General features: G+C 61.6%; 10 protein-coding genes. 6 read left to right on the forward strand and 4 right to left on the reverse strand.

Annotated features, from left to right (window positions below):
* Positions 1 to 75: 75 nt before the first annotated feature.
* The 3 genes from C2E25_RS17570 to C2E25_RS15410 are packed head-to-tail and all read left to right on the forward strand — an operon-like array spanning position 76 to position 2,223.
* Positions 76 to 228 (forward strand): hypothetical protein, encoded by a 153-nt coding sequence (locus C2E25_RS17570; protein WP_158247290.1) that lies wholly within the window; start codon positions 76 to 78, stop codon positions 226 to 228.
* Between the two features lies 1 nt (position 229).
* Entirely contained in the window at positions 230 to 1,774 is a 1,545-nt protein-coding gene (locus tag C2E25_RS15405) for a DUF342 domain-containing protein (RefSeq protein WP_103116614.1), read from the forward strand.
* Positions 1,771 to 2,223, forward strand: coding sequence for a hypothetical protein (locus tag C2E25_RS15410; protein WP_103116615.1), 453 nt, complete (start codon positions 1,771 to 1,773; stop codon positions 2,221 to 2,223). Before C2E25_RS15405 ends, C2E25_RS15410 begins: the two co-directional genes overlap by 4 nt.
* Positions 2,224 to 2,405: 182 nt before the next feature.
* Here the strand turns inward: C2E25_RS15410 and C2E25_RS15415 are convergent, their stop codons facing one another.
* Positions 2,406 to 3,635, reverse strand: coding sequence for a YbfB/YjiJ family MFS transporter (locus C2E25_RS15415; RefSeq protein ID WP_103116616.1), 1,230 nt, complete (start codon positions 3,633 to 3,635; stop codon positions 2,406 to 2,408).
* 103 nt (positions 3,636 to 3,738) lie between these two features.
* Here C2E25_RS15415 and djlA point away from each other — a divergent pair, with 103 nt between their 5' ends.
* From djlA to C2E25_RS15430, 3 genes are all read left to right on the forward strand, one after another.
* Positions 3,739 to 4,518: a co-chaperone DjlA gene (gene djlA, locus C2E25_RS15420; RefSeq protein ID WP_103116617.1), complete on the forward strand. Its 780-nt coding sequence runs from the start codon at positions 3,739 to 3,741 to the stop codon at positions 4,516 to 4,518.
* Between the two features lie 440 nt (positions 4,519 to 4,958).
* Entirely contained in the window at positions 4,959 to 6,059 is a 1,101-nt protein-coding gene (gene asd / locus C2E25_RS15425; protein ID WP_103116618.1) for an aspartate-semialdehyde dehydrogenase, read from the forward strand.
* A gap of 3 nt (positions 6,060 to 6,062) precedes the next feature.
* Positions 6,063 to 7,217, forward strand: coding sequence for a radical SAM protein (locus C2E25_RS15430; RefSeq protein ID WP_103116619.1), 1,155 nt, complete (start codon positions 6,063 to 6,065; stop codon positions 7,215 to 7,217).
* A 24-nt stretch (positions 7,218 to 7,241) separates the two neighbouring features.
* Here C2E25_RS15430 and C2E25_RS15435 read toward each other — a convergent pair whose 3' ends face one another.
* From C2E25_RS15435 to C2E25_RS15445, 3 genes are all read right to left on the reverse strand, one after another.
* A complete protein-coding gene (locus tag C2E25_RS15435) occupies positions 7,242 to 8,081 on the reverse strand; it encodes a M48 family metallopeptidase (protein WP_103116620.1) in 840 nt (279 codons plus the stop codon).
* A 236-nt stretch (positions 8,082 to 8,317) separates the two neighbouring features.
* On the reverse strand, positions 8,318 to 8,794 hold the full coding sequence (locus C2E25_RS15440; RefSeq protein ID WP_233189455.1) for a YbjQ family protein: 477 nt from the start codon (positions 8,792 to 8,794) through the stop codon (positions 8,318 to 8,320).
* Positions 8,795 to 8,803: 9 nt separating this feature from the next.
* Positions 8,804 to 9,118 (reverse strand): YbjQ family protein, encoded by a 315-nt coding sequence (locus tag C2E25_RS15445; RefSeq protein WP_085010425.1) that lies wholly within the window; start codon positions 9,116 to 9,118, stop codon positions 8,804 to 8,806.
* Between the last annotated feature and the right edge of the window lie 101 nt (positions 9,119 to 9,219).

Raw genomic sequence — 9,219 nt, forward strand, 5'->3', positions numbered from 1 at the left:
GGATTAAGATTTCATCGCCGACAGCCGATAAGAATCCCGGCGGCATCCAGATTCCCTGGAGTCGCCGGGAGATTTATGAAATACATCAAGGACCTCTGCAAGCTGGCGGTTCTGCTCGGCCTGTTCGGCGCCGTTATCTACGGTCTCTTCCATCTGGCGAAAGAGCAGGCCCCCGCCAACAGGAAGCGCTACCAGCACCCCATCTACCGAACCGGGGGACACTGGTAGCATGCCTCCGCCCGGAAAAACTCACCGCCCCGCCGAAATCGGCGTCAAGGTGCTGCTCGACAAAACCACGCCCTGTTACCATTTCTCCGCCACCCTGCAGAACAACCAGGTCGAATGCCGCGCCAGCCTCAAGATCCTCGACAGCGGCAAACCGCCCGCGCCGCGGGAGCTGATCACCATTCTCAACCAGGCCGGCGTGACCGAGAGCCTCGACCTGGAGCGCCTGGCCATCTTCTGTGCCGAGGCGGCCCGGGGCACCAACCAGTCAGATGTCCTGCTGGCGACCGGGACGCCCCCCTCGGCCGGAATCGACGGCTGGTTCGAGGCCGCGGTCCGAACGACGTCGGACGAAGCCGAATTCAACCGGGACGAAAAAGGGAATATCGATTTTCGCACTCGGGACAGCTTCACCAATGTCGAACCGGGCGACCTGATCGGCATCATCCATCCCCCCCGGGCGGGAACCCCCGGCCTCACCGCCCATGGACAACCGATTGAGCCGCGCATGGGCATCCCCCTCGATATCCGGGCCGGCGAGGGCGCGCGGCTCGACCCCGACCAGGGGAAAGCCTTCGCCACCCGGGCCGGCCGCGTCATTCTTGAGAACAACGTCCTGACCGTTTCGGAACAGCTCATCGTTCCCGGCGACCTCGACCTGGAGACCGGCAACATCGACTTCAACGGTTTCGTCGAAGTTCGCGGCGATGTGCTGGACGGCTTTCACATCAAGGCCGCCAAGGGGATCAAGGTTGCCGGTAATGTCGGGGCCTGCCGGCTCGAATCCGGCGGCCCGGTCGAGATCGGCAGCGCCTCCGGCAAGGGCAAGGGGGAAATCCGTTGCCAAGGCCCGCTAAAAACCCGCTACCTCAACGAGGTGCTGGTCGAATGCCGGGGCGATGTGACCGTCAGCCATGAAATCCGCAACGCGACGGTCAAGGCAACCGGGCGGATCATGGTCCCCCGCGGCACCATTTTCGGGGGCGAAACGGTGGCCCTCGAAGGGGTCGAGGCACGCCACTTAGGGTCGGTTTCGGGGCACCGCACCATCGTGACCGCCGGTGTCTATTTCCCCGAAGAGGACCGGCTCAACCACTTACTCTACCGGCTGAAGAGTACCGGTTCCCAGATCCAGCGGATCGATGACACACTCGGCCCCCTCGATCCCGGCAAACAAAAACTGCAGGCACTGCGCGAAGCCCTGCAACTTCGCATCGACATCCTCACCGAACGCAAACAGAAGCTGCTCGCAGAAAAGGAAACGGTCAAAAAGGAACTCGACCGTTTCAAACCGCAGGAACATCCGACCGCCAACCCGAAGATCAATGCCGGCGCCAGCCTCCGCGAGGGGGTCATTCTCAAGCTCGGCGACCAGGTCGAAGAAATACAGATCGAACGGGGGCCGGTCTCGGTGATCGCGAACCATACCGGCGACGGCCTGCACTATCTCAAGCTGACACCGCTCAAGGTCTCGGCCGAGAAACTTGAGGCCGAGCTGGAAGAAAAGGGAATAGAAACCGGGAAAATCGACCGGGAGAATGCTCAATGAAAATCATGGAGATTGAAGACATCATCCTGCAGATGGTCCAGATGGAACTTCAGGCCATGCATTTCTACCAGCATGCCGCAGGATGTCTGCAGGACGAGGATGCGAGATTTCATTTCGAACTGCTGGCTGATGAGGAGATGGAACATGCCCGCAGCTTCCATGCCCTGTTGCCGAGTCCGACAGCCGTTTCGTTTGCGGAGATGGTGAAGGCCCCGCCGCAACCCTGCGATGAGATCGACTGCGCGGCACTGGCCGACTTCGACCAGCTCCAGGCCCTGGAAATGGCTTTGCGGCTGGAAAGGAAAGTCGAACAGGATCTTCGGCTGCGCAGCGAAACAATCGTCGACGCACAGGCCCGGGCCGTGCTGGAGAAAAATATCTATTCAACCGAGGGCCACGCCCTGCTGATCGCCGAGGATCTCGAACGGCTGCGGCGGTCCGACGGGTAAACGTGATGTTGCTCAGCGAGCCTCGGAGTTATTCAAGCCGCCGTTGCTGACGGTTGTCACCTCAACAGAAGCGTCCCCCTCCGACACTGGTTGCCCCCCTTTCACGTCCACTTCACGACTTCTGGTTTCAACTCACGGGTCAATCAGGTTACCCCGCGTCCTCCCGGTCACGAATCACACAGTTAGTTTTCCGTTCGGCCTGGAAGCAGCATGGCCAGCAGCGCGGCCAGTAGCGTCAACCCGCCCGCTATAAAATAAGCTGGCGAGAAGGAACCGACCGCCTCGGCCAGCACCCCCGCCAAACCGGGGCCGACTGTCTGTCCGGCAGCAAAAAAGAAGGTGATCAGAGAGAAGGCCATGGCCGCTCGTTGAAGGCCGAAGAAATCACCGACTGCGGCAGCCATGATCGTCGGGATGGCGAAGACCGAAAACCCGTAAAGAAGGATGGAAAGAATCAGCGTCACTTCGCCGAGGCCACTGCCGGCAAGCAGGTAGGCGCAGGATTGGACCAGGAAGACCAGCGCCAGACCAGCCTTGCGTCCGATACGGTCTGAGAGTACGCCGAAAGCGATCCCCGAGAAAATACTCAGCAGGCCGACCAGGGACCAGTAGAAGCCGGCGGTTGCCTCGTTCAGGCCATATTCCTCGACCATGCTGGTGACGATGAAGGTGCCGTAAACCATGTAGGTCGCACCGAAGACCAGGTAGAGCAGACCGAGCAGCAGCAGCAGCTTACCATGGCCTTGCTCACGTGCAGGGGATTGCGGACCTGAGGCCGGCCCAGTCTCACCGAGCGGCTCAAGACCCAGCGTTTTCGGGTCATTACGCAGCATCCAGGAGACCAGCAATGCGATCCCCGCAACCATCCCCCCGAGGCAGAGCCAGCCGATCCGCCAGCCATTCGTACCGAAAGCCGCATTGAGGCGGGGCACAAGGAAACCGGCAAAGATGATGGCCACACCATTTCCGGAAATCATCAGCCCGGCAGCACGGCCCCGCAAGACCGGCCGGAACCAGTGGGAAACCAGCACCATGGCGGGGATATTGGCCATACCGCTGCCGAATCCGACCAGGGCATAGCAGATCAGAATGGGTTGGAACCGGCTGGCGGCACTGACCGTCAGCATGCATGCAGCGATCAGCAACAGTCCCAGGCTGATGGTCAGACGCGGGCGCAAGCGTTTCAGCAGGCGTGGTGCCAGCGCCACCGCAACCAGGTAACCGATAAAATTGGCGGTACTGATCAGCCCCATGCGATCATAACCCAAGGCCAGGTCAGTCCGCATCCCCGGCAGCAGCATGGCGTAGGCGAAGCGCGCCAGGCCGAGGCAGGCGAACAGCGTCAGAAACCCGGACAGGACAATGATCCAAGCATAGTGCAACTGGAAATGCCGAGGGCAGGAAGAGCGCATGCAGAAAACCTCCGGTCAGCAGAACGCCATGCTAACATGCTTTCCCGATGTTCTCCAACGTGCTATAAAAGTTGCCGTTTACCCAAGGAAAGGATGAATCAGGATGAGTTGGTTATCAGGCATTATCGGCGGCGGCATCGGTGCCATGCTGGGCGGACCGTTCGGCGCCCTGATCGGCGCCGCCATCGGCGCTTCGATGGGCGGTGGCCAGACCCGACCGCAACTCGAAGGCGGCTACGCCGGCGGCATTCATCCTTCCCAGCAGAAGCAGATGCTCTTTTTCACCGCCGCCTTTTCGATGGTCGGCAAGCTGGCCAAAGCCGACGGCCGGGTCTGCGATGACGAGATCGCCGCCATCCGCCGCATTGCCAGGGACGCCATGGGGCTCGACGAGCAGACCCGCCGCTTCGCTATCGAGATTCTCAACCAGAGCAAACAGAGCCCCGAATCCTTCGGCGACTACGCCCGCCAGTTCGGCGAACTCTTCTGGCAGCAGCAGGACATGTGCCAGTTCATGATGAGTTTCCTGTTCGAGGTCGCCATGGCCGACGGCAGCCTGCATCCCGAAGAGGAGCGGATGCTGCTGGAAGCGAAGCAGGCCTTCCGTCTGCCCGACGCCATCTACCAGTCCCTCTACGCGCGCTACGTCGGCCACCAGCGCCCGGGCAGCCTCGGTCTGGAGGAGCATTACCGGACCCTCGGCGTCAGCAGCGACATCAGCGATGCCGACCTGAAGAAGCTCTACCGGAAAAAGGTCGCCGAATACCACCCGGACCGAATCGAGGGCAAGGGCCTGCCGCCGGAATTCATCAAGTTCGCCAACGACAAACTGGCCGAGATCAACGCCGCCTACGAGGCGATCCGCAAGGCGCGCGGACTCTGAGCGGCAGGTACCGCCGAAAAGGGGCTTGACAAAATCCACCCCTTTTGGGCAGACTGCAGCGCATGCTGACCTGCACTCTCAAGAATAAACGGACCAAGACCACCACCCCGACCGTCAAACCGGGGCGGACGATGGTCTGTGTCCAGGGAGTTGCGTAGCGCTCAGCGACAAGTCACGCAATAAACCGACGGCCACGGATCATCAGGATCTGTGGCCGTTTTTATTTCCTGAATCAGTGAGCTTGTCACCGGCGAATAGCGCAAGTCATTGACCTGTCTGCGCTTCCCAAAAATCACCGGCGAACCTATGGGTGCGCCTTAGATTTTTGAAAAGCGCATTCAGGCCAAGCACTTACACTCTTCATCCGACACAAACCCACTGATTCAGGTATTTCCCCCGGCCCGGTCGGGGCGGAAAACCCCTTTCAAGGAGCGAGCACAATGAACGTCGGATTTATCGGTTGGCGCGGCATGGTCGGCTCGGTGCTGATGCAGCGCATGCAGGAAGAGAACGATTTCGCCGCCATCAACCCGGTCTTCTTTTCCACCTCTCAGGTCGGCCAGGACGCGCCCTTCGACGCCGGAAAACTGCTCGATGCCGGCGCCATCGATGAGCTGAAAAAGCTCGATGCCGTCGTCACCTGCCAGGGCGGTGACTACACGAAACAGGTTCACCCGCAGCTGCGTGCCGCCGGCTGGAACGGCATCTGGATCGACGCCGCCAGCAGCCTGCGGATGGCCGATGACGCGGTCATCATTCTCGACCCGGTCAACCGGGAGGTGATCACCGCCGCCCTGGCCGCTGGAAAGAAGGACTTCATCGGCGGCAACTGCACTGTCAGCCTGATGCTGATGGCTCTCGGCGGACTGTTCCGCGCCGGGCTGGTCGAATGGCTCACCTCGATGACCTACCAGGCCGCTTCCGGCGCCGGGGCGCCGAACATGCGCGAACTGCTGGCACAGATGGGACACCTGCATGACAGCGTCGCCGACCAGCTCGCTGACCCGGCTTCGGCGATTCTCGACATCGACCGCAAGGTCACCGCCGAGCTGCGCGGCAACGCCATCCCCAGCGACAACTTCGGCTACCCGCTGGCCGGCAGCGTGCTGCCCTGGATCGACCGCGAGGTCGAAGACGGTCAGAGCCGCGAGGAGTGGAAGGGCTACGCCGAAACCAACAAGATCCTGCGCAGCGAGACCCCGATCCCCATCGACGGCATCTGCGTTCGCATCGGCGCCATGCGCTGCCACAGCCAGGCCCTGACTATCAAGCTCAACAAAGATATTCCGATGGCCGATATCGAAGATCTGCTCGCCAACGACAACCCCTGGGCCGAACTGGTTCCCAACCGCAAGGAAGAAACCCTCGCCAGGCTGACTCCGGCGGCGGTCTCCGGCACCCTCAAAACCCCGGTCGGCCGGGTGCGCAAGATGAAGATGGGTCCGCAGTACCTCTCCGCCTTCACCTGCGGCGATCAACTGCTGTGGGGCGCCGCCGAGCCGCTGCGACGAATGCTGCGGATCCTGCGCGAACGCGCCTGAATCATGACCACGATGGAAGACTACCGAGGCTACGAACTGGGTCCGATCCGGCCGCCGAGCGAGGCGATGAGCCTGCTGCTGCGGGTGACGCGCAACTGTCCGTGGAACAAATGCACCTTCTGCGGCGTCTACAAACGGAAGCCGTTCAGTCTCCGCCCGGTGGCGCACGTCAAGCAGGACATCGACCGTATCCGGCATCATGTCAGCGCCATCGAGAGCATCATCAACCGGCCCGGCGGAGGAAGCCGGCAGGATCTGCTCGCCCTGCAGCCCGAACAGCCGGAAAGCGAACAGCTGGCATTCCACTCGGCCCTCAACTGGGTGCGCAGCGGGATGAAATCGGTCTTCCTGCAGGACGCCAACAGCCTGGTTATCAAGCCCGATCGGCTGGTTGAAATCCTGCTGTACCTGCGCCAGGCCTTTCCCGGCATCGAACGGATCACCTCCTACGCCCGGTCCCACTCCATTGCCCGCATCAGCGACGCGGATATGGCCCGGCTGGCTGCCGCCGGCCTCAACCGGATTCATATCGGCATGGAGTCGGGCGCCGACGAGGTGCTGGAGCTGGTCAAAAAGGGCGTGGACAAAGAGACCCAGATTGTTGCCGGGCAGAAGGTGAAACGGGCCGGGATCGAGCTGTCCGAATATTTCATGCCCGGCCTCGGCGGCGACCGCTGCTCCCGGGGAAACGCCCTGGAGACCGCCGATGCCCTGAACCGGATCAATCCCGATTTCATCCGCATCAGGACCCTGGCGATCTCACCCAGGCTGGACCTGTACAAGGATTGTCAGGACGGAACCTTTCACCAGATCGGCGACATCCGCATGACCGAAGAACTGCTGCTGTTGCTCGACAACCTGCGCGGCATCACCAGCCGGATCAAGAGCGATCACATGCTGAACCTGTTCCAGGAGGTCGACGGCCAACTGCCGGACGATCGGGAACGGCTGACCGCCCCGCTGCGCAAGTTTCTGGCGCTGCCGCCCGAAGAGCAGGTGCTCTATGTCGTCGGCAGACGAACCGGGGTGCTCGCCAATCTCGGCGACCTGAACGATCCGCTGCGCCGCAGTCAGGTGGAAACCCTCTGCGCCGAAAACAATGTCACCCCGGAAACCCTGGACGCGTTCACCGCCCGGGCCATGGCGCGCATGGTCTGAACCGGACACCGGTTCCGGACGCACTCATTCCTTGCCGACCTCTTTCGCCAGCAACCGGCGCAGGTCATCACCCAAAGGGATACGCTCAGCAACCGGGTAGCCACGCTGCTCGATCAACTGTCGCAGCACCTCAATCCGCTTTTCCGGATAAGGATGTGAAGCCAGCAGTCGAGATGGACGTGGGCCTTTTTTCGCCGCCAACCGGACAAACAGGTCGGTCGCCCCGGCGGCCTGGCCGTAGCAGGCCACCAGCAACTCCAGGGCGTAGGCGTCGGCAGCCGCTTCCTGGCGGCGGGAATAGCTCGCCTGCCAGGTCAGGAAGAGATCGGAGGCCAGCTCCGTCACCCCCGACCGTTCTCCGAACAGCAGCGCCGCGACCGCGGTGATCACCAGCCCCCGCCCCAACTGACGCAGATGATCACGATGGGCAAAGTGTCCCAACTCGTGGGCCAGCACCATCGACAGCTCGTTTTCCGACGTCACCTCGTCCAGCAATCCGGAAAAAATCACGATGGTATTGCCCGGCAGGGCCACGGCATTGACCTGCGGGTCGGAAGACAGCCGCACCCGAAAAATCCGGCCACGCAGGGGAGAGTCGGGCGGCAGAACGGCGGTCAGGGCATCGAGCCTCCGCTGCAGCGGAGCTGCTTCCCGCGCCGGAAACTGCCGCCGGGCATAGTCCCCCAGCCAGCCTTCGACCCGCGGCGGCAGATGATCGACGGTCAGGTCGACCGCCAGCCCGAGGCCGCCGAACACCAGCAGACAGAGCAGCAGCAGACCGCCCAGCAGCCAGGCCAGCTCGGCCAGCGGATGGGTTTTCGAGACATTGACGTTTTCGTCGGGGAGTCGGGGGGTGAATTTCATCTGCTTATCCGGATTACGAGAAAATAAAGAATGCCGCCAAGACGCCAAGGGCGCCAAGAAGGTCAAAACCTTGATTTAACGCAGAGGCGGAGAGGGGCTGAGACAGAGAGAAAAGCTTTTGAGGGATTTGAAAAACTGAACAGATCTAACCCTGTTTTCTCTCCTGTCCTGCGTCTCTCTTAAAAGATTTCTTGGCGTCCTTGGCGTCTTGGCGGCCCAAAAGACCCTGAATCCGGTTACTTATTGAACACAACTGCCGTGCCGTAGGCAATCGCCTCAACACTGCCGACCTGCTTCTTGCGGTTGGCGTTGCGGCCGATGGTGGCGGTTTCGAGCCGCAGGTTGAGAATCATGCCGGCACCGCGCTGATGCGCCTCGGCCTTCATCCGCAGGATCGCCTCGCGCCGTGCCCGGTCGACCAGCGATTCGTAGGCCTTGACCCGACCGCCGAAGATATTGCGCAGGATCGCCAGCAGGCGCTTGAAGTAGTCGATCGAAACCACCGTGCTGCCGCTGACCAGGAAGGCCTGCCGGACCCTACCGGGTGGAAAACTGCCCTCGGCGGTGACCACGGCCAGGCGAACCAGTTCCCGCTCGCGTTTTTCAATCGATCGGTAGTGGCGCTTTTCGGCGAGACTGCCAGCGGCATACCCCAGGGTCAGCAAGACGAGAAAAATCACCAGGTCGGGGGACTGGAGAAAGAACTCCACCATAACCGCCCCCTATTCCACCCGCACCGCGGTGCCGTAGGCGAAGAGTTCCGCGGCCCCTTGAGCGACCGACGAAGTGGCGAAACGGATATTGACCACCGCGTTGGCGCCCATCTGCCGGGCCTGGTCGGACATCCGCTGCATCGCCTCGTTGCGCGATTCCTGCAACAACTCGGTATAGCCCTTGAGTTCGCCTCCGACCAGGTTTTTCAGGCCGGCCATGAAGTCGCGACCGATATGCTTGGCGCGCACCGTGCTGCCCTGAACGATGCCGAAGTGTTCGACTATTTTTTTGCCCGGCACGCTGCCGACATTGGTGAGAATCATGCTGCCCTCCTGTTGACCTGAATCAGTGAGTCCCTTGTCGGCGGATAGCACAAGTCATTGATCTGCCTGAGCTTCCCAAAAATCACCAGCGAACCTATGGG

This window comes from Geothermobacter hydrogeniphilus, assembly GCF_002898515.1.
GTDB lineage: Bacteria > Desulfobacterota > Desulfuromonadia > Desulfuromonadales > Geothermobacteraceae > Geothermobacter_A.

Coding starts and splice junctions, on each gene's coding strand:
- C2E25_RS15445 (WP_085010425.1), bottom strand. CDS start 9,118: ATGATTCTCACCAATGTCGGCAGCGTGCCGGGCAAAAAAATAGTCGAA.
- djlA (WP_103116617.1), top strand. CDS start 3,739: ATGAGTTGGTTATCAGGCATTATCGGCGGCGGCATCGGTGCCATGCTG.
- C2E25_RS15440 (WP_233189455.1), bottom strand. CDS start 8,794: ATGGTGGAGTTCTTTCTCCAGTCCCCCGACCTGGTGATTTTTCTCGTC.
- C2E25_RS15405 (WP_103116614.1), top strand. CDS start 230: ATGCCTCCGCCCGGAAAAACTCACCGCCCCGCCGAAATCGGCGTCAAG.
- C2E25_RS15415 (WP_103116616.1), bottom strand. CDS start 3,635: ATGCGCTCTTCCTGCCCTCGGCATTTCCAGTTGCACTATGCTTGGATC.
- asd (WP_103116618.1), top strand. CDS start 4,959: ATGAACGTCGGATTTATCGGTTGGCGCGGCATGGTCGGCTCGGTGCTG.
- C2E25_RS17570 (WP_158247290.1), top strand. CDS start 76: ATGAAATACATCAAGGACCTCTGCAAGCTGGCGGTTCTGCTCGGCCTG.
- C2E25_RS15430 (WP_103116619.1), top strand. CDS start 6,063: ATGACCACGATGGAAGACTACCGAGGCTACGAACTGGGTCCGATCCGG.
- C2E25_RS15435 (WP_103116620.1), bottom strand. CDS start 8,081: ATGAAATTCACCCCCCGACTCCCCGACGAAAACGTCAATGTCTCGAAA.
- C2E25_RS15410 (WP_103116615.1), top strand. CDS start 1,771: ATGAAAATCATGGAGATTGAAGACATCATCCTGCAGATGGTCCAGATG.